Here is a 22,649-nt window from a genome sequence, read left to right as displayed (position 1 = left end):
AGGACATACCGCGCGTCGGGGTATGCCCTTCCCACTCGATTCATGTGGTTACTTACCTTCTTTGGCCAAGGCTTCTTCATGCTTTTTCGCAAACTCTTCCGGCGTGACTGCTTTGCCGAACAACGCTTGAATCATGTTCAAGTGAACTTCTGCGGAAGCCGGTTTCATCTGTACGTCAGCGAACAACGTGATGTTGCTTGCTTTATTAAGTTCATTTAACAAGTCAATGTACATTTGCGGCAGCTTCACCTTGGAAGTATCTACTTTCGTCGCCGGAATCACACCCGCTTCGGAAATCGCGTGCTCGCCCCACTTCTGAACGAAGAAGGAAACGAATTTCTTGGACTCCTCTTTGACCTTCGAGTTGTTGGCAACGAACAAGCCTACGCCCGGTCCGCCAACCCAGCTGTCCAGGTTTCCTTTGCCGCCATCGACGGTCGGGAATTTAAAGAAGCCGATTTGATCCTTAAACGCTTGTGGAACATCTTTATTCGTTGTGTAATTCGGCAGTTCCCATGTTCCCATCATGTACATAGCCGCTTTGCTGTTCATGAATTCGGCTTTGCCCTCATCATTGGAAAGTCCATTGAAGCCTTTGTTGAACCCGTTCATATCAACCAGTTGGGTAATTTCGGAAGCTGCGCGAACCAAACCAGGATCATTGAATGAGCCGGAGCGGTCAATGGCTTTCTTCAATGTTTCCGGTCCGCCGATACGGTCGGCCAGGTACATGTACCACAGGGAGCCGGTCCAGCGGTCCTTGTTCCCAAGCGCGATTGGGGCAACACCGTTAGAGCTGAGCGTTTTAACCACATTTTTAAACTCATCATAGGTTTTCGGCACTTGCAGGTTATATTTCGCGAATATCGCTTTATTGTAGTACACCGGCACGATGTTCAATTCCACGGGAAGCCCGTAGGTTTTGCCGCCAAAAGCATAAGCGTTCGTCGTTCCGTTAACGAATTTATCTTTCAAATCGCCTTGCAGCAGGTCGTCTAGCGGAGCGAACATATCGCCTTTTACATAAGGATCCATGTAGCCAGCAGCCCATGTAAAGCCTACATCCGGCAATGCGTTGGAAGTGGACAGGACCTTCATTTTATTTTTATATTGCTCATTCTCAAGCACTTCTTGTTCAATCGTCACATTCGGATTTGCCGTTTGATACTCTTTAATGATATCGTTTACAATTTTGTTTTGCGTTGCGGAGTTACCGGTCGGCCAGAGGTGCATCATTTTGATCGTTACTTTCTTAGCTGGTTGCGCGCTTTCTGCGGCTGCCTTGGCTGTTTCTTTGGCTGGCTGCGGTGAGCTGGCGTTCTCTGTCGTAGAACTGGAGCACCCGGATAGAACCAAACCGAGACTAAGCATCGTCGTCATCGTCCATGTAAGCGTTTTTCTTGCCATGCGTTGTTTCCCCCTTAAACTATGTTTGCTACGAATATTATTGTAGCGCTTTCATTGCGACGGCAGGGAGTAACGGCTATCGGGAAATATACCACTATTTTTGGGTTTCTAATGTTAGGTTTCCATGTTCTCTTCGTTCTCATTCGCCTGCTTGCGGTATTGATTCGGGCTGATGCCTTCATAATCTTTGAACAGTTTAATAAAATACTTCGATGTCTGGTACCCGACCTGTTCGGAAATGTCCGCAATCGTCAGCCTGGTTTGCAAAAGCAGTTCCTTCGCTTTCTGAATCCGGCTCCTCGTGACATATTCACTGAAAGTGAAACCTGTCTGCTCCTTAAAAAGAGCGCTAAAATAGCTCGGGTTCAAATGAATATGCCCTGCCACCTCGCTCATACCGAGAGGTTCCTGAAGATGCTCCTCTACATAGAGCACGGCTTGCCTGACTGGAGGGCTATAGTTCATGGAGACGGTTTTGGCCTGCATGAGCCGAGAATCGACCATTTTCTCCATCGTTTCCACGCGCCCGCGTTCCTCTTCAATCTGCAGCGCCTGCTCGACGGCTTCAAGGAGCTTGCTCTTTTTGATCGGTTTTAGCAAATAGTTTACGACCCCTAGCTGAATCGCGGTTTGAGCATATTGGAAATCGGGATGCCCCGAGATGACGATAACGACAGGCTTATGTCCTGTATTGCGCGAGTCCTCTACGACTTGCAATCCGCTGATCTCCGGCATGCGAATATCGGTGATAAGCAGATGCACCGGGCGGGTATTCAGCACTTCCAGCGCTTCAGTTCCGTTGCTGCTGCTTAAGATGTGATAGCGGCCGATCGACCAGGCTTCGAGCGTTTTGCGGATGCCTTCTCTCGTTAGCGGCTCATCATCAACGATCAGTATGGTTTTGCTTGGTGGAATCATCGTTATCCTCCTTATGAATCGGAATGTCGAAGCTGACGCTTGTCCCTTGGCGCGGAATACTGTGGATGGACAAGCCTCTGCTGCCCTCTGCGAGTTCTGGGTAATATAATTGAATGCGACGCTGGACATTGGAAATCGCCATGCCCTTTCCTTTGCCCGACGGTGCACCGCCGCGTTCCATCGCATCCTTGACGGCTTGGAGCTTCTGCTCGCTCATGCCCGGTCCGTCATCGCTGACCGTGATTCGCAGCTCCGCAGCTTCCAAAGGTGAAGGCTCTACGCGGATCGTGATGAGACCAGGATCCGTTTTTCCTTCTAAACCGTGTAGGATCGCATTTTCCACGAGAGGTTGAATCAACAGTTTTGGGATGAGAACATGATTGTACGCATCGTCAATATTGATTTCCCAGACCAGGCGAGAGCCGAACCTCACACCCATAATGCTCAAATACCGCTTAATGTGCTCCAATTCCTCTCCCATCGACACCCATTCATCCTTATTGGGGCTGCCGATGACATAGCGGAACAAATCCGACATCGCAACAACAAGATCAGCGAGTTCCTCCTCATCTTTATCCTGCAAAGACCAGTACAAAGCTTCCAGCGTATTGTATAAAAAATGCGGATCAATCTGCGCTTGAAGCGCTTGCAGTTCCGTGCGGCTTTGGATGACCTCTTTTTCATAAACCAATTTAATGAGACCGTTGATGTTGTCTACCATTTGATTGTAGGTCATATTCAGATCGTTCAGCTCTGTTGTATACGTTTTCGTAAGATTCGGCGTCAGCACGCCTTGCCGCGTATTTCTCATAGCTCTCATAAGCCTTAGAATGGGCCGAGTAATCATCATCGAGAGCAAAAACGAGAGAATAATGAACAACACCGACCCAATCGCCCCGGATACGATAATGGCCCAACGCAGTACAGAGATCCCATCGGTAATATCGCTGACCGGATACAAAATCATAAGCGTCCATCCGGTTTGTTCTGATGGCTGCTTCACCAAAATGTAGCGCTTCTGTTTGATCGTTACCGTCTGAGAGGAGGTCTGCATCAATTCGCCCACACCGTCCGTGACATCACCATCCGGTATGATCGGTGTTCCTGAGCTGTCTGCAAGCACCAGCAATTCCTGGTGGCTGCCTGTGTCCGTTAACTGTTTCTGAAAATCAAAATAGCTGCTGTTAATTCGGACAAGCAAATAACCGCCATTCGAAAACCAACGGTCAATTAAATTGATCCTTCGAATCGCTAGAACGGTGCCGGGTTCCTTTGGATCATTCCCGATCCAGACCAGCTTTCCTTTTTCCTTGTCCGCCTGCTCAATCCAATGGTTGTCCACCCGATCGGACATCTTTTGATCATCCAGTGGGAACAACCGTACAAAACCCGTAGTGTACAACTCCACATTGCTTACACCACTATAAGCTTGTATATGATTGGCAATTTTCGACAACGCCTGCCGCTCGCTAAAAGTCACCTCTTTACCTTGCACATTGGAAAGAAACAGCTGCTGTAGATAGGCGTCATTGACGGCCTGCAGCGTTAGCGTGTCAATTTGCGTGAGGATCGCTTCGAGTCTGCCGTTCGCTTGCGAGGCGATTTGCTTCATCTGTGTTTCCGCTTTCGTGTTCAGGAGGGTCGACACCGAGTTGAACGTAATGGCTCCAGCGCAAATTAGCACGATGATCATAACAAAAACGAAGCCGGCCAGCATTTGATTGCGCAGTGTATTCCAATTAGCCACCTTCTGCCACATGTGGGGTTCCCCTTTTCCGTCTGGATTCGTGCACATGTTTCTCGCCAAATCATACTACAGACATGTGAAATTGCCTACCAGCTTTCTCAGATTAAAATTGGCGACCTGGACTGAGTGCCAGTTCAATTGCCATAACTGCTTGCCTTGCGCCACGACCTACTGTGGGTGTGCGTGCTGCATTGGATGAAATCCAATAAAGGGGCTTCATGAGAAGCCAAATGTGTGATTTCATTGGACAGAATCCACTCACTTCTGGTCAAATCTGCTTATATGAGGCGGATTTTGCTGCTTCGTTGGAATTACTCCAACGAAGTGTGCCATTTCTTTGCCAAAATGGGTTTGTCATTGGATTTTTTCCAATGGTGGTTTCCAATAATGGCCGCGGATTCTCTATGTTGCACTTTGTGCAGCATTTTGGCCTCAGTTCGGCCGTTGTCGCCTTCTACGTTGTATTTTTTACAACGTTTTAGGTAGAATAGCACGGTTTTTGCGCTATTTAGGTTGAATTCATTGTACTTTGTGCAATGAAGAGTGGTGGGGTGAGGGTTAATGCTGTTCTATGTTGTAGAAAGTACAACAGAGACATGGGGGTGAGTGCTATCGTGCGGGGCAGTGATGCAGCGGGGGGGTGGTTACTTAGTGCGGGGCGCGCAGGCTGAGCGGATGGGTTACTTGGTGCGAGGCGGATAGACTGAGCAGTATGGTTACTTAGTGCGAGGCGGGCAGGCTGCGCAGAGTGGTTACCTGGTGCGAGGTGGACAGACTGAGCAGAATGGTTACTTAGTTCGAGGCGGGCAGGCTGCGCAGAGTGGTTACCTGGTGCGAGGCGGGCAGGCTGAGCGGATGGGTTACTTGGTGCGAGGCGAGCAGGCTGAGCGGATGGGTTACTTGATGCGAGGCGAGCAGGTTGAGCGGATGGGTCACTTGGTGCGAGGCGAGCAGGCTGAGCGGATGGGTCACTTGGTGCGAGGCGGGCAGGCTGCGCAGAGTGGTTACCTGGTGCGAGGCGGACAGGCTGCGCAGAGTAGTTACTTGGTGCGAGGCGGGCAGGCTGCGCAGAGTGGTTACCTGGCGCGAGGCGGACAGGCTGCGCAGAGTGGTTACTTGGTGCGAGGCGGGCAGGCTGAGCGGATGGGTTACTTAGTGCGTGGCGGGCAGGCCGAGCAGATCAGTCACTTAGCGCGAGGCAGGCAGGCTGAGCGGAGTGGTTACTTAGCGCGAGGCGGCAGGGTGCGCCTTCCAACAAAAAAGCAGGCCGCCAAAGGCGCCTGCTCCGCTTATCTACTCTTCATCCCGATAAAAAAAGTTGGGAAGCTTCACTTCATTGCTGTAATGCTGGTGAAAGATATGCGTCGTCGCCGGGGAAAGCGGCGGGATCAGCCACGTCCAGTCGCCCGTGACCTCACGGCTCGCCTTTTCCTCTTTCTCCTCGAACCGTTTGAACTGCCGGGCCGCGGTATGATGATCCACGATGGCGACACCTTGCTGCTGAAAAGAATGCAGCACAGCCACGTTCAACTCCACAAGCGCCCGATCCTTCCAGAGGGATGCGTCGCGCCGCGTATCTAACCCCATTACTTCTGCTACACGCGGCAGCATGTTATATCGCGCTTCGTCCGCGAAGTTACGAGCCCCGATTTCTGTGCCCATGTACCAACCGTTGAAAGGAGCCGCCGAGTAATGGATCCCTCCAATCTCCAGGTACATGTTAGAAACGATCGGCACCGCATACCATTGGAGACGCAAATCCGCCATGGCCGCGATATCCGGATGCGTGATAGCGACTTCCTTGACCAGTCCGCTCGGAATTTCATAGAATTTCGGAGCATTGTTCCCCATCTGAAGGACTAGCGGCAGCACATCGAAAGGGGTTCCCGCTCCCAGCCACCCGAGAGATTGGCACATGGCCGTGATCTGCAAAGAAGCCGGATCGCCCACAATGCCGTCCTCCGTCTCATACCCTGCGTATCGAATTAACTGTGCATTATGAATAAAGGCCCCCGGAGCTGCCCCTGCCCCCTGCACAGGTGAAAATACCGTAATCATCGGGCGAATTTTCCCGTCATTCGTTGCCGTCTCAATATGCCGGAAGAGGGCTTGCGCCATCTCATCTTCCGTTGTCGCATGACGGGCATCCTGCACAGTCAGCGTCTCCCAGAACAATCGCCCGATGCACCGATTACTATTGCGCCAAGCCATTTTGGCCCCATGCTCCAGCTCTTGCAGCGTGTGCTCATAGGTACCCTTATACCCGATGGAACGGGTAATTTCGGCGATGCGAGCTTCCATTTCGCTCTCGCTTTTGCCTAATTCAGCGTAACATTCTCTAATAAAAGGAACTGCCTTATCTAGCAGTTGATCCTGTACTTCCTGCATTTCTTTCATAGGTGTAACTCCATTCCGATTCATAGAAGCTCCCTTGGCCTTCAAGCCTTCAGGGCTTCTTTTCTTTTACAATTGTGCGCTAAAATGCTCCGGTACATAGGCTATTTGAGAGCCGGCAATAATCGTCAACTCGCCCTGCTCCTCTGAATAATGAACGGCGTCATCGCCAACATAGAACCATACTTTCCGTGTCGGTTGATTCTCAAACTCTTGAAAAATAAAAACATTAAGTTCATCTTTCCATTTTAATAGCTCAGCAATACGCTCCTTATCGATCTTCACGGTAAAAATCCATTGTTCTTCTACTTGCTTATACATATACTCAACCGGCTGCTTGCCTGTATCGATAAATGCCCGGCCGCCTACCGCATGTTTCACCAAAAATTGTTCCTTCATCTCCGCAGCCTCCTTGTTATGGCAGATCGATTAGCATGAAATGCGCATCTTCCGCAGCACGGAGCATAAGCGTCGACTCCGCCTCCATCCGCGCACTGTCCATAGTTTCCAGCAGAGCCTTATTGGCCTCTAATTTTCCGCTAATGACCATAAGGAAAATACGCCGATTTTCACCCTGATTGAAGACCAGCTCTTTACCAGCTTCCAGCTTGCTGAGATAGATGCTCATATCCTGATAGATTTTCGCTTGGTGCTCGCCGCCTTCAGGTGTTACGACCGGCAGCAGGGCATTCGTCATGGCCTCCGGTACATAAGTCACATTCTCGAAGGACGGCTCTGTGCCCCGCTTCGCCGGCATAAACCAAAGTTGGAACAAGCTGAGCGGCTCCGAATCCGAGGCATTATACTCGGCATGAATCACACCGCTGCCCGCTGACATGCGCTGAACGCCGCCAACTGCCGTAATCGCCACATTTCCTAAACTATCCTCGTGCTTAATAGCTCCGCTGAGAACGACGCTGACAATTTCCATATCGCTGTGCGGATGAGGACCAAAACCGCGACCCGCGGCAATTTCATCATAATTGCAAACACGCATAACCCCGAAACTTGTATTATTTTCATCAAAATAATCACCAAACGAAAAGCTCTTATACCCCTTGAGCCAACCCAAATCCGAACTGTTGCGCGTATGTGCAGGAAAGACTTGAATCACAGCTATCGCCTCCTTTATGTAGTACTCTAAGCTTATCATATTGTGATAATCGACTTCCATGTCGGAACCGTGGCGGAACGGTTGCAAAATAGAGGCGAGGCGCCACAGTAACCAAGAAAAAAGCCGTCCCCCCGGCCTCTGCAGACCTTTCGGAACAGCCTTTGTCAGCTTAATCGTTACTAAGCACGGAACCTGCAAAGTCCGGCGTGCCGTCCTCGTGCCACTTTAACACGCGGACAAATGTATGGCGATTGGGATCGTAAAGCGGATCGCCCTCAATCTCTTTATAGTTCCTCGCGTGGAACACCAGAATATGTTGTGTACCATCTTCGGACACAGTGAAGCTGTTATGTCCAGGCCCATAAAGAGCGATGTCCTCGTCCGTAGAGAGAACCGGCGATTTTGATTTTGACCACGACTGCGGGTCCAACAAATCAGCGTCTTCATCTGCCGTCAGCAGCCCCATGCAATAATTGAAATCTGTTGCACTTACGGAAAAAGAGATGAAAATGCGTCCATTGGCCTTCAATACCGCAGCACCTTCATTTACCCTGAAACCAATGATTTCCCAATCATACTGCGGTGTCGTTATCATGACCTGCTTGCCTTGCAGCGTCCAGGGGCTGCTCATTTCTGAGATATAAAGATTCGAATTACCAACAATATCTGGATCTTTCTGCGCCCAGACCAAATAGCGAACTCCGCGATGCTCGAAGGAAGTAGCATCTAATGCAAAACTCTCCCACTCGGTGCGGAGCTGCCCCTTCTCCACCCACTCCCCTTCCAGCGGATTGGCTGCATCATTTTCAAGCACAAACATTCGGTGGTCAAAAAGACCCTCGTTCGTTTCCGTCGTTCTAGCCGCTGCAAAGTAGATATACCATTTACCCGCTACAAAATGGATCTCCGGTGCCCAAATATTAGCACTAAGCGGGCCTTCGCTATATTTCCGCCATACTACAACCGGCTTCGCCTCACTTAAGCCTGCAATTGTCGCTGAACGACGCAGCTCAATGCGATCATACTCCGGTACCGAAGCTGTAAAGTAATAGCAGCCATCTGTATGCTTATATATCCATGGATCAGCACGCTGCTCCAATAGAGGTTTGATTACGTTGGTTTCCAAGTTTTTCATAAGTTAGTCTCCTTTAACGCTATCTGTGATTGTCAATTTGTCAATTTGTCAGTTCATCAGCCTTTCACGCCGCCAACCGTAAGTCCCGACACGAAAAACCGCTGGAAGAAAATAAAAACAATCAGAATCGGTACGATCGCCAGCACGGACCCCGCAATGAGAATATCGTAGTTGTTGCCATAAGGCGTGACTAAGCTGGATAGACCGATGGGCAGCGTCAGCTTCTCGCCCGTTTTGAGCACAATTAAAGGCCAAACAAAGCTGTTCCAGCTGGCAAGAGCTTGCAGGATGGCCATTGCCCCAAAGGCAGGAGCCATCAAAGGCATCATAATTTTGAAAAAAATCCCGTACTCCGAGCAGCCATCAATTCTTCCCGCATCGAGGAAATCCTTCGGCAATCCAGCCGCATACTGCCGGAAAAAGAAGATCGGCAGCGGTGCTACGACAAAGGGCAAGATGACCCCGGCATACGTATCAATTAGACGGAAGCTGATCATCTGCTTATAAAGCGGGAGCATAATAATTTCAACGGGTACCATCATGACCAGGAGCACAAAGAGGAAAATGAGATTTCTCCCGACAAAACGGTACATCGCCAGCCCGTAACCCACCATGGAGGATAAAAGTAAACAGCACAGGGTATAAACAACCGAGATCACGATACTGTTCTTGTACCATATCAAGTACTTCTTGGCGGAGGCAGAAAATAGGAACGAATAGTTGTGAAAAGAGAGAAGTTCCGGCTGCAATCTCACATTAAGCCCATAGCGCAGCATCTCTTTGGATGGTTTTAACGAAGCCAAAGCTAAGCTGTAGAACGGGAACAGCGCCAGAATCGCCAACAGGGTAAACAATAAAAACAATAAGGAGGATTGAAGGAATTTATTTCGCTCTATTTGCATGTCCTAGTCCTCCTTTTTAAACAAGCCGAAAAATTTTAACTGAATTACATTCAGCACCATCGTAATCGCTAACAAAGTAATGCCAATGGCAGAACCAAAGCCCAAATTATTCCGCTCAATGCCCTCCCGGTAGAGCAGGCCAATCATCGTCAAGCCGATGTCATTCGGAGAGCGATTGCCATTCCATAGAATGAAGCTCTCGGTAAACATGGAATAACCGCCATAAATAGAAATCGTAATGACATAAATCGCAACCGGCTTCAATAGAGGCAGTGTAATGCGCCAGAAGCGATCCCATTTGTTCGCACCGTCAATCTCCGCCGACTCATATAATTCATGCGGAATGCTTTGCAGCGCTGACAAGAAGTAAATGATATTGACGCCGGTAAAACGCCAAGTCGCCAGTATGACCATGACAAGCATTCCTGTCGTTGAGCCCGCAAGCCAGTTAATGCTTGGCAAGCCCAGCAAATGACGGAACCCGTTCATCACGGCCTCGTCCAAACTACCGAAAACAAGCCGGAAAATCGTCCCCGCCACAACGACCGAAGTGAGCGACGGAATAAACAAAGCGGAACGGAAAAAAGCGCTAGCTTTAGTGAGCTTCCCGTTCAGGAATACAGCCAGCACAAGCGGCAGAGGAATTAACACCAGAATGGTCCAGAACGTATACCTGCTGCTATTTTTCAAAGCCGTGAAAAAGGACTCGCTCCATAAATTTTTATAATTGGCCAGCCCAATGAAATGCGTTTGACCCGGAAGCACCTCTTGGAAGCTCATGACAACCGTTGTCACAACTGGATAGGCAAAGAAAATAAGAAAAGACAGTACAAACGGCAAAACAAACACATAAGGAGCTACCCGGGAGGAATACAGAAATTTACTCATATCGACTATCGCTACTCCTCTCTAGAAGCGCTGCCAGCTTCACCTAAACCGTGTAACTCAGCTCAGGCAAAGCCAGCAGCGGAACGCGAGGCGTTCGAACTATTTGATATTTTTCACGGCATCATCCAGGACTTGTTTCGGATCCTTCAAATCATTCAACGCTTGGAAAATCGCCTTCGTCTTGAGGTAATCAGACACAGCCGGCGTTTTCTCTTTAATATTTGTAGGCGCAATTTCACTTTTTACAGAAATGAGAACGTCCCATAGATTTTTGCCGAAGTAGGCGGTAAATTTATTGTCCGCTTTCAGCGCCGGGTCGTTCCACACATCGGAGCGGATCGGGTCAAATCCGAGTTGTGACCAGATCTGGATGTTCCCCTCTTTGGACAATTTGGCATAGGACAGGAATTTTTTCGCTATGTCTTGATTCTTCGATTGCTTCGTAATGACCGTACCCGTGCCCCCCATTCCGGAAGAGCGCATCTCGCCTTGTTTAAATACCGGCATAGGTTTAATGATGATTTTACCTTTGAGATCAGGCATGTAGTCCGTGAAGCGCCCCATATACCACATCGGCATCCAAACCGAAGCGGCTCCGCCTTTATTCATAAAGCCATAATATTCTTCCGCATGATGAAAGCCGCCCGGAGCCACAACGGCTACTTTCTCTTTCACCAGCTTTTGAAGGTAAGACAACACATCAGTGTTCGCTTGATCGCCCAGTGTTACGTTACCGCTTTTATCCAGAAAATCTGAACCATGTTGAACAACGAGTGGCCAAAAGCTCCACTGATCCTGCGTTTCGACGGTCGTCATCGGCTTTCCGGTTTTTGCGAGAACCTGTTTGCCTGCATTTTCATAATCGTCCCAGGTCTTAATGTTATCCGCATTCACGCCGGCTTTATCGAGAATTTCCTTGTTATAGTAGATGACTTGAGCACCAACGTGGTAGTCGATGCCGTAATATTTGCCGTCTTTGGCATAATTATCGAGTCGAGACATGACCAGATTCGCTTTCTCCGGCTCAACGATATCGTTTAGAGGGGTAAGCTGGACATCGCCTTTCAGGAAATTTCCAATCTTGCTGATTTCAATGTCAGCCATATCCGGAGCACCTGTACCGGATTGCAGCGCAACAAGCAGTTTATTGTGGTTATCATCATAAGGGAACGTCGTCGCTTCCAGTTTAATTGACTGATCAGGGTGTGCTTTGTTCCAGGACTCGGCCATGCTTTCAAAAAATTTCTGATGCAGTTCATTAAACGTCCAGAAGCTCAGCTTGACCGGCTCGCCTGGCTTGGTTGCGCTATCACTTTGCGTAGAGCTCGGGCTTGATGTGCAAGCAGATAGTAAAAGCATCGATGCCAGGACCACAGCTGAAGTTACTTGAAGCTTCCTTTTCATAACAATGATTCCCCCTAGATTGGAATTAACAACTTGTAAGCGCTTTACATATCGAATTATAGTACATAAAATTCCATATTTATATAACCAATTTAGTATAAAATCATATTTATCATATTAAACATATTCCCTTTTATTGATTTACTAAGTACAATGAAGCTAGCTAAATTATGAAGAATCAGGTGATGCTCGAATGAACAAAGTTCCTCTCTATCGACAAATTTACCAATCCATCAAGGACAAGATCATATCAGGAGAGCTTCGTCCCAAAGACCGCGTGCCTTCCGAGCAGGAATTTATGGATGAATTTAGGGTCAGCAAAATTACAGTGAAAAATGCTTTGGCCGCCCTCGTGGACGAGGGGCTCGTCACGCGCATTCAAGGGAAGGGAACCTTCGTATCGCGAGATCCGGTATCCGTGACCGTGGAAACGGCGGCGACGCGGTCTGTCCCAATCATCCCACCTGTGCACAATTTCAACTACATAGGTCTGATTATCCCTACGATGAAAACAAAGGTCATCCAACGACTAGTTGATTATGTCGAGTTTTATGTCAAGGAAGCCGGGTATCAGCTTGTCCTGCATATCACTCGGGAATCTTCCCATGAAGAGTCCCGTGCCGTCCAACAGCTTACGAACACGCAGGGCGTCCGCGGTATCATTGTTTTCCCTACGGAAGATGAGAGTTATAACGAATCGCTGCTGCGTTTGTCTTTAGATAAGTACCCTTTCGTCTTCATTGACCGCTACTTGCGTAATATTGATACATACCGGATTACTTCCGATAATTGGGGCGGCGCCTATGAAACCGTAGACCGTCTGCTTAAGGAAGGACATCACCGAATTGCGCTCATTTCTCCGGATAATACGAATACAACCATTGAGGACCGCACCCATGGCTTCGAAAAGGCTTATATTGACAGCAACATTCCCATCGATAAAAGCTTATGGTGTCACGTGCCCATCGACATCCTCAGAACGGGCGACACCTCAGCTTATGTCGCTAAATTTCTGCATCAGCATCCCAACCTGACGGCTGTTTTTGCGTTGACAGCCGAGATGGCGAGGCTTACACATCATGCCCTCCATGAGGAGGAAGGACTGGATCCTAATACCGCACTTGTATCCTTTGATGATCCGGAAATCCCGGGCATCCCGCACGTGCTGCAGGATGAGGAGCAAATGGCGCTTTCCGCCGTAAGCTTGCTGCTTGAGCAGTGCAACGGACAATACACGCCGCAGCGTGTGGAAATCCCGGTGCGCTGGGTGTAGGTTTAGGAGCGTGGCTAGAGCAAGGGCCGAGGGTGCGGCATTGGGCTAGAGCAAGGGAACTGTGGTCCCGTATTTCGGCTAAATCAGCCGATATCGCTGACCTAGCGGAACTACAGGGCCCTATCCGCGCGCAGCAACCTGCTAATCGGCCCAAACAAGCGAAATAGCACCCCCTGCTTCCCTTTAACAGGGCAAGTGGGCGCCTTACCTCAAAATAGCGGATCGTAGTTCCGCCTTTCTTCCGCCGCCACAAAAAAAAGAGGAGCCCACAGGCTCCCCTCCTCCTATTCCTCCAGCTGTATCCACTCCGCATACAGCTTATCCAGATCCTCCTGGGCCGCTTCGCGCTCTGCCCAGAGGCGGCTCAGCTCCTCAGGCGCCGGATTCTCCAGCGCCTGGTCAAGCCCGCCGAGCCGCGCCTCCGCTTCCGCGATGTCCCGCTCCAGCCGCTCGCGCGCGAACGCAGCCGTGCTGCGTGACTTCCCGCGCGGAGCAGATGCCACGTGCGGCTCCGCCTTGGCCGCCGCTGCCTTTGACCCTGCTCCGGCGGACTTCGTCACCGGAGCAGCATCAGCCTTGCGCGCCTGCGCCGCGCGCAGCTGCGTGCTTTTCGCTTTGTAGTCATCAAAGCTGCCCAAATAAACGGTGATGCGCCCTTGATCCAGCTCCCAGATTTTCTGGGACAGCCGGTTGATGAAGTAACGGTCGTGCGTCACCGCAAGCACCGTGCCTGGAAACTCCTCAAGCGCTTCCTCCAGCGCCTCCCTTGAGACGATGTCCATATGATTCGTCGGCTCATCCAAAATGAGCAAATTCGGCTTACGCAGCACGAGCAGCGCCAGCCGCAGCCGCGTCCACTCTCCGCCTGAGAGGGAGCTAACCGGCTTGAAAACATCTGCGCCATAGAACAGATAAGCGGCGAGCCGGCTTCTAGCTTCCCCTTCTTCCAGCTTCGCTTCCTCGCAAAAGTAAGCCAGTACCGTCTTCTTCTGGTCCTCGGGGTACTCCTGCTGCGCCAAGTAACCGATGTCCACGCGCGCGCCGATTTCCAGCTCGCCGCCATCCGGCTGCACCTCGCCCAAAAGCATTTTCAGCAGCGTCGTTTTCCCTGAACCGTTATGCCCCAGAAGCATCACTTTCTCGCCATACTCGAGCAAGCCGCTTGCTTTCCGCAGCAGCACTTTGTCCCCGTACCGCTTGCTTACGTCATCAAACACAATGACCCGCTTGCCGGAGCGATCATCCAACTTCAGCCCGAATTCAGCAGCCTTCGGATCAAGGACAGGGCGTTTCAGCTTCTCCATGCGATCCAACGCTTTCTGCATCGATGCCGCTCTGCGGAAAAACTTATCGTTCCCTCCGATACGCCCCCACTCCATGAGCTGTTTGATCGTCTCTTTCATTTTCTTGATGACCTTCTGCTGCTCCTGATAATCCGCGAATTGCTGCAGCAGTCGGACTTCTTTCTCTTTCATGTAGCCTGTATAGGATGTCAAATAAGTCGAAGACTCTCCGTCCTCCAACTCGACAATTTTGGTAACTACCCGATCCAAAAAGTATCGATCATGAGACACAATGAAACACGCGCCCTCATAATGGGTCAAGTACTCTTCCAGCCATTCAACGCCAAATAAATCGAGATGATTCGTCGGCTCATCGAGCAGCAGCACATCCGGCTTGCCGATCAGTTGAGAAGCGAGCGCAATCTTGGTTTTCTCCCCTCCGGACAGCGAGGTAAAGCTTCGTTCATACACTTCGCGGGCAATGCGGAGTCCGGTTGCCACCTGGTCGATTCTAGCGTCCAGCTCGTAGCCGCCTTCCCGCTCAAAACGCTCCTGCAGCTGCGCATACCGCCCCAGCAGCTGATCAAGCTGACCGTCAGCAGCAGGCTCCGACATGCGCTGTTCCAGCTCCGTCATCGCGGCGCGGCACTCCAGCAGCTCCGCAAAACTGGCCGCGAGCACATCGTACACGGTGCCGCTCTCCCATTCCGTCGGAATCTGGGCCAAGTAGCCGATTCGTGTATCTTTGCGCACCGTTAGCAGCCCTTCGTCCGGCTTTTCCATTTTGGAAATGAGGCGCAGCAAGGTCGATTTGCCGCTCCCATTTCGTCCGACCAATCCGATTCGTTCGCCTTCGTGAATCTCAAATGTAACGTCCGCCAGCACCAGCTGGGCGCCGTGGTATTTCTTTATATTTTGACCATTTATCATTAACATCGTGAAGGATCCTCCTTGGTTATGAAAGACCCCATCCCGAACATCCTGAACGCAGCAAAAAAGGCCGCAGGAAAATTCCTACGACCTTCAGCGGATCATCCGATTGAGGTTAAGGTAGGTGTCTTTTCGTGAGTTGTGATGCCGTATGAGCATATTTGGACAGACTTCTCCCGTTGCACGCAAATGCATGAACGATGCCAGCCATCGCGATAGGTAACTGGCTCACACGGTTGTTCACAAACTCTCGATTCATCCTACCTTCACCTCCTTTTCTTCACTATGTACAAAATCATATCATAACCGACGGTCAATTCGCAACCGCGTAACGCCCATCTTCCGGGCCTAATGCTCGCTTCGCATCTTGTCCGTAACTTCCAGATAAAGCACCTGGAGAAATTTTTTGATGTTAATTTTACTTTTCTCCGACTTCAAATTCTCATCGATCTCTTTCATTTTCAACCGGACATCCTGAAACTCAAAATAAAGCGGCGCATAATGCTCAAATTTCGGATTGCTGTAATCCGTCAAACCGATGCTAGCTATATGGGCTAAGGCAGCCATAACGGCGCGGCGAATACGCTGTTCGACGGCTTTCCCTTCCTTTTCCACATCGGACTCCTGCAGTTTGTGGCTGCGAGCCGCCGTCTCATACAGCTCCTTCAGTGGCGGTATCCCGTCACCTCGATGCTGCTTCGCCAGATGTTCGATAATGTCCGTTACATCCCGGCTGCCGCTCTCACCAACAATGCCCATGTCCATGAGAATAGGCTGTACAATCTCGCGTACGCTGCGCTTTTTACGAGCACTCTCAGGACTGAGGTTCAATAGGCTCAGCTTCGTCAAAGAGTCCTGAATCTCCTTCAGAGAACGGCTGATCTTCCACTGTTCGTTGACCTTGGAGAGCACCGCTTCCACTTCGATTTTGTTAATCGGCTTTTGAATATAGTATTCGACGCCGGCCTGATAAGCCTTGCCGATCATCTCTTTATTTTCTATCTGCGAAATCATGACGTACTTGCCTTGAAAACCTTGCTCCTTGAGCCGAATAATGGTCTCAATGCCATCCTGATCCGGCATTAGCAGATCGATGACAACGACATCCGGAGACGTTTCGAGCAGCACTTTTTCCCCTTCGCTCCCGCTACCTGCCGTTCCTACGACTTCACCTAACCCGCCTTTTTCAATAATCTTGTGCAGCATCAGCCTGCTTACCGCATCATCGTCCACAATTCCGAAAGACAGCATGATCTCTACGCTCCTTTTTTCAACGTATCGGTCAATAAGGTGATCACAAAAGTTGTCTGAGCGCCCGGCTCATCAGACCGTAAATGAATATCCCCGCCCAAGGAATGAACAATATCCCGTACGTGAGAAAGCCCGATGCCGGTTGCAGCAAAACCTTCCTGATTGAATTTCGTCGTGAAGCCAGGCTCGAAAATCATATCCTTTTCCAGATCAGCAATCCCCGTCCCCGTATCCGAGACCGTCAAAATCGTTTCAGCACCACGCCCGTATGCACTGACGTGAATCGTCCCCTGATCTTCGATCGCCTCCACACTGTTGGACAACAGATTATTCATAACCGTCAGCAGAGGAAGATAGTGATCCGAATCATAATTGATGCGCAGATCAGTGGTGAATTGAATCCTTTTGCCGATCATTCCGCTGTACCCAAGGTTGGATTTGATCGCGAACTCGATGATTTCCGCCAGCCTCATATTCGAAGCGAATTCACGGTCAAACAGCTTTAATAAGCCGGCAAGGATGCGCTGCGAGTCTTTTTTCACCTCATGGATCTGTTGCGTAATTTCCAAAATCGTGCGGGCATAACTTTTCAGCCCTGTGCCGTTCACTCTTTCGTATAAATTGTGGCTTTTGGCTGTCAGCTGTTCAATCGTTTCCATGGACTTACGCAGGTAGAACACTTCGCCATATAGTCCGCTGTTCGTATTCAACATCTGCTCCATCCGCTTCTGCTGCTCACTGTGGAGGACCCTCATCTGATGAATGGTCACGCTGCTGTAGATGCCTACCACAAAATAGCTTCTCACGAGGGCAATCACGGAAATATACACTAACTGCTGTGAAAACTTGTAGGGGGTATCGAAAATGACGCTGCGCGCCAGCAGCTCAATCTCATTGGACATGAGATCAATAAGCGATAAGAATACGCCAAGCACGAGGGGATGGAATTTCCCCATTTTCTGCTTTATCCAGCTCATGCCCACCGCAAAAGCTATATAGTACAGCATCGCAGGCAAATGGGTCTGCATGCTCCAGCCAAGTGATACAGCTCCGTGCGTCATAATCCCCGCCTCTATGGAGCGAAACAGTAAAACGGTAATGCCGGTAATAAGGCCTGTATAGATATAAGGCAAATGTTTGAGCAAAAGCAGGCACAGAAGAAAGGTGCTGCTCCCAAGACCGATCCGAAACACTTCGCCGCTGAAGGGCGTTATTTTGAACTCGCCAGCAATTGCTGTCACAATGGCGATGAGAATCATTTGTAGCCCTTCATTTTTCAAGCGTCCCAGCCGATCACCCCCTAGATTAAATCCCATATCTGCTTGCTAATTAGAAGTATACATACGGTAAGAAATAAAGGGCGCACATACGCTGAACCTTTGCGAATTGCCATTCGGGAGCCTAACAAAGAGCCGCAAATCATCGCGATCCCCATCGGAATCCCGATCCCGTAGTTGATGGAACCCAGCACCATGAACGTAGCCAAGCTTGCTATATTGCTTCCAAAATTCAGCATTTTGGCATTCCCAGCCGCTTTCACAAAATCAAATCCTAACATAAGAAAAACGAATATAAGAAAGGAACCCGTGCCCGGTCCAAAAAAGCCGTCATAAAAGCCTAAGCCGAAAGCGGCACCTCCCATGAGAAGGGCTGTCTTGGTTGAGTATTGGCGGAACGTCGAGCTGCTCCCCCAATTTTTCCGAAAAAGCGTGTAAATGGTGATCAGAATCAACATCACGACGACCAACGGCTTAAGAAAATCCGAAGGGATTTGCCTAAGTACCATCGTTCCGCAAACGGCTCCTGTTAAAGATAGAAGGAATAAGCCTTTTACTGCTTTGAAATCGATATTGCCTGAACGCATAAAGGAAATGGTGCTCGTCAGCGACGACATGGTGCCGGCCAGTTTATTCGTTCCCAGCGCAATAGCCGGTGGCAATCCCGTTGCCAGAAGAACAGGCAAAGCGATCAATCCCCCGCCTCCTACGACCGAATCGACATAGGCAGCCACAAACCCTCCAATGATGACGAACAATAACATTTCCCAACTCAAGTGTAACATGATGTCAATAACTCCTCTTTCCGCTCAAATTCTCTACACAATTCTCGCTTCAAATCTTCGCGCCGCTAACGATAATGCATAATTGACTGCAAAATAAAGCACAGCCACGACAAACAGAATTGGTAAGGTATAGCTATAACTTTGTCCAATTACTATTTTCGCATGATGCATCAGTTCAGGCAAGGAAATAACAATGGCAAGAGATGTATCTTTGAGCAGAGAGATGAACTGGCTGACCAGCGGAGGAACCATACGGCGAAGCCCCTGTGGAATCACGATATGCCAAAGCGTTTGGACATAACTTAGTCCAGAAGAACGAGCGGCTTCGATCTGCCCTTTGTCGATGGACATGAGCCCGCTTCGCACAATTTCTGCGATCATCGCCCCTTCAAAAAGCGTTAGCGCCACAATCGTCGCATTCATCGGACCGAGCTTAATGCCGATATCCGGCAGGGCAAATCGGGCGAAGAAAATGATTAGCAGCAGCGGCAAGTTGCGAAGCAGCTCTACGGCAATGCCTAAAATAGGTGAAACGATGGGGATTTTCGTATAACGGACCGTTCCCACGACGCAGCCTACAAGAAAGCTGAGAATGATGGAAATCAAGGCAACTTTTAGCGTCATGTAAAATCCTTCGAGAATAAATCTCATATTATCCACTGAGAAAGCATGCAAAATATCCATTCATTCACCCCCTCGCCAGCTTACGTTCTAGATACAAGGCGCCGTAGCTTAACGGCAGCGTTAAAAGCAAGTAAAGAACAGCGACGAAAATATACGTATCAAATGTGGCGTACGTCTCGCTGGCTATCATATCCCCGAAATACATAAGATCAAGGCCCGCAAACACCCCTAGCACCGACGAATTCTTAACCAGGTTAATAAACTGGTTGCTCAGTGGCGGTATGACGATTTTGATCGCTTGCGGAAGGACGACATGCCACATCGCTTGCCCGTAGGTCAGCCCTGAGGACCTTGCGGCTTCTGATTGACCAAGCGGAACTGACATGATGCCGGCCCGAATCGCTTCGGCGATGAAAGCTGCCGTGTACACCGTCAACCCCAAGGTTCCGCATACGAAGCCGCTTAAGGTAACGCCAAGGGAAGGCAAACCGTAAAAGAAGACAAAAACGACGAGCAAGAGCGGAATGTTTCGAATGAACTCCACGTAAGCCGTACCTACCCACTGCAAGGGCTTTACGGATGAGATGCGGCAAATGGCGATTAACGTCCCCAGAACAAAGCTGCCGATTAAGGCAATGAGACTAGCCCAGATGGTGTTAACAAAGCCCTTCATAAAGGTATCAATATGGTCGGTGAAAATCGAGAAATCCAGCATCGGCTTGTGCCCCCTCATAGACAGAAGATGGGCAGCTTGCGGCCACCCATCTGATCTTTGTTATTTGGATGGCGCCTCGCCGATCCATTTCTTATAAAGCTTGTCGTATTCACCGTTTGATTGCAGCTTCTTGAGGCTGTCGTTGACCACGGTTTGAAGCGCTGTTTCGCCTTTTTTCATCGCGATGCCGTAAGGCTCATCCGTGAACGGCTCGCCGACGACGGCAAAGTTTGGATCCTGTGCCACCATGCCGTAGAGGATCGCATTATCTGTGGTCAGCGTGTCACCTTGCCCCGCTTTTAAGGCGCTGAAGGCATCTTGGTAGTTATCGAACTCCAGTACCGTTGCCTCCGGTGCTTTGGCTTTAATGTTTCCAACGGACGTAGCGCCTTTTACCGCCAGTACTTTGGTGCCTTTTTTAATATCGGCAACCGATTTGATTGGGCTGCCTTTCTTCACTAGCAGGGACTGTCCCGCTTTAAAATAAACGTCGGAGAATTCAACCTGTTTCTTCCGCTCGTCCGTGATCGTCATCGTGGCGACAATCATGTCGATCTCTTTGTTGTCGAGCATCGGGATACGCGTCTTAGACGTTACTTCCTTCAGCTCGATTTTCTTCTCATCGCCGAGAATTTCCTTGGCCAGCGCTTTGGCGATATCAACGTCGAAACCTTCGACTTCGCCGCCGGTCGGATTTTTCAAGCCGAACAGCTTCGTGTCGTATTTGACGCCAACGACCAGCTTGCCTCTGCTCTTGATTTCATCGAGAACCGATGCCCCGCCTGCCGGCTTGGCCGTGCTTGGCGCGCTCGCGCTTGCTGCCGGCGAGCTTGCTGGCGTACTGGACGCGCCTCCCGATGTGGATGTTGAGGTACACCCTGCCAATGCGAATACGGCTGTTAACATCACGATAAAATTCCACTTTTTAGCTATCATATAAGTTCATCTCCTTATTATTAAACGAACGCGGGATTAGTGATGCGGAACGGATATTAGTGACGTAGAACGATTAGTGACGCAGAACGAGTATTAGTGATTGAGAACGCGGTTGAGAAATAGTCGTGCCCGCTCTTCTTTCGGATTGACGAAAAACTCCTCTGGAGGCGATTCTTCGACGATTTGCCCTTTATCCATAAAAACAACGCGATCCGCCACTTCCCGGGCAAAGCCCATCTCGTGCGTGACCACAACCATCGTCATTCCCTCATGCGCCAGCGCCTTCATGACGTCCAGCACCTCGCCCACCATCTCTGGATCCAGGGCCGATGTCGGTTCGTCGAAGAGCATAATTTTTGGCTTCATCGCCAGCCCTCTGGCTATGGCTACTCGCTGCTGCTGACCGCCTGAAAGCTGCGAGGGATAACTTCCGGCTTTGTCCTGAATGCCTACCTTCTCAAGGTAGTACATCGCCGTTTCTTCCGCTTCCTTCTTGGGTAGGCCGAGCACTTTCATGGGCGCAAGCGTGATGTTATCGATCACCTTTTTATGCGGATACAGATTAAAATGCTGGAAGACCATCCCAATGTCACGGCGCAGCTTATTGATATCCGTCTTTTTGTCGCTGACTTTGCGCTCGTTTACGGTCAGTTCACCGCTGGTGATCGTCTCCAGTCGATTGATGCATCTGAGCAGTGTACTTTTGCCTGAACCTGACGGACCGACGACGACGACAACTTCCCCCTGCTGGACCTGAAGATCAATTCCCTTGAGCACATGAAAATCGCCGTAATGCTTCTCTACTTGCTGGAATGAGATCAATGGAACCCCCCCTTCGCTAAAAAGCTTAATCATGTAAACTATTTGTCATGTTAACTTACACTTGATGTCTTTAAATCTTAATGTAAAACTATGGAATCTTATACAATCCGACATGGGACAGAAAAAAGATTTGAAATTTTTGTTAAGGCGGGGTGCCGGCCTATAGTATGCTTAACCGTCTCATCGGTGGGTGAAACAGTGGGTTGGGGTGGGACAGCGGTGGGAGGCTACGGGTGCAGGGCGGGAGCGCGGGGCCCGGCGGGACGGCGGTGACGCGGCAGCGGCGGGCGCGGGGTGGGCGCGCGGAGCAGGGCGGCGGTGGGCGCGGGCCGGGACGGCGGTGTCCCGGCGGCTACGAGCGCGGGGCGGCGAACGAGACAGCTGCCGGCGGGGCTTCGCCTAGGCGGGCGGCGAGCGCGGAGCGGCGAACGAGACAGCTGCCGGCGAGGCTTCGCCTAGGCGGGCGGCTGTGATTATAGCGCGGAGGCTGATTGATGGGAACTATGAGCCTCTATTTGTCTAGAAAACTGCGATGTGGCAACTTGGAGGGAACTACGATCCTCTATTTTGCCGATTTAGGTGGAATGGCAACAACGAGGAGGCGGATAAGACCCTGTATTTCCGCTCAACTGTAGAAAACAGCCGATTTGGAACAAATAGCGGCTTGTAGTTCCCTTTTGCAGGAGTAGCTATAGCAAAAGGGAAAAAGACCGTTAGACATTCAGCCTAACGGTCTATCTATGTTGTACAAAGTACAACAATATGGGCGGAATTTGACTCCAGCGCCTCTCTATATTGTACAAAGTACAATGTTTTGGGCTGAAATGCCGTTTATTTCAGCCAG

22 protein-coding genes are annotated in these 22,649 nt (G+C 50.1%); 3 read left to right on the top strand and 19 right to left on the bottom strand.

Features of this window, described 5'->3' with window-relative positions:
• Positions 1-48: 48 nt before the first annotated feature.
• The 3 genes from GON05_RS02390 to GON05_RS02380 all read right to left on the bottom strand — a co-directional run bounded on the left by GON05_RS02390 (position 49) and on the right by GON05_RS02380 (position 4,084).
• Positions 49-1,407 carry an extracellular solute-binding protein gene (locus tag GON05_RS02390; protein WP_157317654.1) on the bottom strand — a complete coding sequence of 453 codons (1,359 nt, stop codon included), beginning with the start codon at positions 1,405-1,407 and terminating at the stop codon, positions 49-51.
• A gap of 114 nt (positions 1,408-1,521) precedes the next feature.
• Entirely contained in the window at positions 1,522-2,325 is an 804-nt protein-coding gene (locus GON05_RS02385; protein ID WP_157317653.1) for a response regulator, read from the bottom strand.
• A complete protein-coding gene (locus GON05_RS02380) occupies positions 2,291-4,084 on the bottom strand; it encodes a sensor histidine kinase (RefSeq protein WP_157317652.1) in 1,794 nt (597 codons plus the stop codon). Before GON05_RS02380 ends, GON05_RS02385 begins: the two co-directional genes overlap by 35 nt.
• Positions 4,085-4,290: 206 nt before the next feature.
• On the opposite strand from GON05_RS02380, the gene GON05_RS39010 reads away from it, so the two are divergent.
• The gene (locus tag GON05_RS39010; protein ID WP_221435199.1) at positions 4,291-4,554 is read left to right on the top strand and encodes a hypothetical protein; all 264 of its coding nucleotides are present in this window, start codon (positions 4,291-4,293) and stop codon (positions 4,552-4,554) included.
• A gap of 437 nt (positions 4,555-4,991) precedes the next feature.
• Positions 4,992-5,228, top strand: coding sequence for a hypothetical protein (locus GON05_RS02375; RefSeq protein ID WP_157317651.1), 237 nt, complete (start codon positions 4,992-4,994; stop codon positions 5,226-5,228).
• Between the two features lie 137 nt (positions 5,229-5,365).
• Here GON05_RS02375 and GON05_RS02370 read toward each other — a convergent pair whose 3' ends face one another.
• From GON05_RS02370 to GON05_RS02340, 7 genes are all read right to left on the bottom strand, one after another.
• Positions 5,366-6,469, bottom strand: a complete 1,104-nt coding sequence (locus tag GON05_RS02370) for a nitric oxide synthase oxygenase (protein ID WP_397370890.1) — start codon at positions 6,467-6,469, stop codon at positions 5,366-5,368.
• 66 nt (positions 6,470-6,535) lie between these two features.
• Positions 6,536-6,865 carry a hypothetical protein gene (locus GON05_RS02365; RefSeq protein ID WP_157317650.1) on the bottom strand — a complete coding sequence of 110 codons (330 nt, stop codon included), beginning with the start codon at positions 6,863-6,865 and terminating at the stop codon, positions 6,536-6,538.
• Between the two features lie 16 nt (positions 6,866-6,881).
• A complete protein-coding gene (locus GON05_RS02360; protein ID WP_181646616.1) occupies positions 6,882-7,580 on the bottom strand; it encodes a pirin family protein in 699 nt (232 codons plus the stop codon).
• A gap of 169 nt (positions 7,581-7,749) precedes the next feature.
• On the bottom strand, positions 7,750-8,715 hold the full coding sequence (locus GON05_RS02355) for a glycoside hydrolase family 43 protein (RefSeq protein WP_157317649.1): 966 nt from the start codon (positions 8,713-8,715) through the stop codon (positions 7,750-7,752).
• A gap of 56 nt (positions 8,716-8,771) precedes the next feature.
• On the bottom strand, positions 8,772-9,617 hold the full coding sequence (locus tag GON05_RS02350) for a carbohydrate ABC transporter permease (protein ID WP_157317648.1): 846 nt from the start codon (positions 9,615-9,617) through the stop codon (positions 8,772-8,774).
• Between the two features lie 3 nt (positions 9,618-9,620).
• The gene (locus GON05_RS02345) at positions 9,621-10,505 is read right to left on the bottom strand and encodes a carbohydrate ABC transporter permease (RefSeq protein WP_157317647.1); all 885 of its coding nucleotides are present in this window, start codon (positions 10,503-10,505) and stop codon (positions 9,621-9,623) included.
• Between the two features lie 99 nt (positions 10,506-10,604).
• Positions 10,605-11,909: an ABC transporter substrate-binding protein gene (locus GON05_RS02340; RefSeq protein ID WP_157317646.1), complete on the bottom strand. Its 1,305-nt coding sequence runs from the start codon at positions 11,907-11,909 to the stop codon at positions 10,605-10,607.
• 193 nt (positions 11,910-12,102) lie between these two features.
• On the opposite strand from GON05_RS02340, the gene GON05_RS02335 reads away from it, so the two are divergent.
• Positions 12,103-13,182, top strand: a complete 1,080-nt coding sequence (locus GON05_RS02335) for a GntR family transcriptional regulator (RefSeq protein ID WP_157317645.1) — start codon at positions 12,103-12,105, stop codon at positions 13,180-13,182.
• A 284-nt stretch (positions 13,183-13,466) separates the two neighbouring features.
• Here the strand turns inward: GON05_RS02335 and abc-f are convergent, their stop codons facing one another.
• From abc-f to GON05_RS02295, 9 genes are all read right to left on the bottom strand, one after another.
• Entirely contained in the window at positions 13,467-15,401 is a 1,935-nt protein-coding gene (gene abc-f, locus GON05_RS02330) for a ribosomal protection-like ABC-F family protein (RefSeq protein WP_157317644.1), read from the bottom strand.
• Positions 15,402-15,510: 109 nt separating this feature from the next.
• Positions 15,511-15,654: a hypothetical protein gene (locus tag GON05_RS38765; protein ID WP_181646615.1), complete on the bottom strand. Its 144-nt coding sequence runs from the start codon at positions 15,652-15,654 to the stop codon at positions 15,511-15,513.
• A gap of 89 nt (positions 15,655-15,743) precedes the next feature.
• Entirely contained in the window at positions 15,744-16,646 is a 903-nt protein-coding gene (locus tag GON05_RS02325) for a response regulator (protein WP_157317643.1), read from the bottom strand.
• A gap of 5 nt (positions 16,647-16,651) precedes the next feature.
• On the bottom strand, positions 16,652-17,905 hold the full coding sequence (locus tag GON05_RS02320; RefSeq protein WP_246238775.1) for a sensor histidine kinase: 1,254 nt from the start codon (positions 17,903-17,905) through the stop codon (positions 16,652-16,654).
• Positions 17,906-17,946: 41 nt separating this feature from the next.
• The gene (locus GON05_RS02315; RefSeq protein WP_157317641.1) at positions 17,947-18,708 is read right to left on the bottom strand and encodes a TSUP family transporter; all 762 of its coding nucleotides are present in this window, start codon (positions 18,706-18,708) and stop codon (positions 17,947-17,949) included.
• Between the two features lie 33 nt (positions 18,709-18,741).
• Entirely contained in the window at positions 18,742-19,392 is a 651-nt protein-coding gene (locus GON05_RS02310; protein WP_157317640.1) for an amino acid ABC transporter permease, read from the bottom strand.
• A 4-nt stretch (positions 19,393-19,396) separates the two neighbouring features.
• Positions 19,397-20,047, bottom strand: a complete 651-nt coding sequence (locus tag GON05_RS02305; protein ID WP_157317639.1) for an amino acid ABC transporter permease — start codon at positions 20,045-20,047, stop codon at positions 19,397-19,399.
• 60 nt (positions 20,048-20,107) lie between these two features.
• On the bottom strand, positions 20,108-20,983 hold the full coding sequence (locus GON05_RS02300; protein WP_246238774.1) for a glutamate ABC transporter substrate-binding protein: 876 nt from the start codon (positions 20,981-20,983) through the stop codon (positions 20,108-20,110).
• A 93-nt stretch (positions 20,984-21,076) separates the two neighbouring features.
• Positions 21,077-21,805 (bottom strand): amino acid ABC transporter ATP-binding protein, encoded by a 729-nt coding sequence (locus tag GON05_RS02295; protein WP_157317638.1) that lies wholly within the window; start codon positions 21,803-21,805, stop codon positions 21,077-21,079.
• Positions 21,806-22,649: the final 844 nt, after the last annotated feature.

The sequence above is a fragment of the Paenibacillus anseongensis genome, from assembly GCF_009757995.1.
Taxonomy (GTDB): domain Bacteria; phylum Bacillota; class Bacilli; order Paenibacillales; family NBRC-103111; genus Paenibacillus_E; species Paenibacillus_E chondroitinus.
Note: the sequence above shows the minus strand (reverse complement) of the source record. Positions and strands in the feature narration are given on the sequence as shown.